The 337-nt window shown below is 47.5% G+C and carries 1 protein-coding gene; it reads right to left on the bottom strand.

What is annotated here, in order from left to right; genetic code table 11:
* A partial coding sequence (locus F8B77_RS17775) for a hypothetical protein (protein ID WP_167512882.1) occupies nucleotides 1-337 on the bottom strand: 337 nt, incomplete at both ends.

Here is a 337-nt window from a genome sequence, read left to right as displayed (position 1 = left end):
TTGGCGCGGTTTGGGTATTATCTACCGCGTAGTTTTGGATCACTGTTAGGCTATCGATAAGTGTTTGTATCGAAGCAACATTTGTTAGTGACTGGTTGTCAACTTGTGCATTAATTTCCGCTAAATTATTGGCATCAACACCAGTAACGCCTGCCACAGCATAATCGATCACGCTTGGCGCCGTTTGGGTATTATCAGCCGCGTAGCTTTGAATCACGTTGACGCTGTCAGTTAGCGTCTGAATCGCAGCTACCGTGGTCAACGATTGGCCGTCCACCTGACCATTCACTTCACTGAGGTTGTTGGCATCGACACCAATAACACCCACCACCGTATA

It is taken from the genome of Aliivibrio finisterrensis (genome assembly GCF_008933155.1).
In the GTDB taxonomy this organism is placed as follows: domain Bacteria; phylum Pseudomonadota; class Gammaproteobacteria; order Enterobacterales; family Vibrionaceae; genus Aliivibrio; species Aliivibrio finisterrensis.
This window is presented reverse-complemented; position numbering and strand designations above follow the sequence as displayed.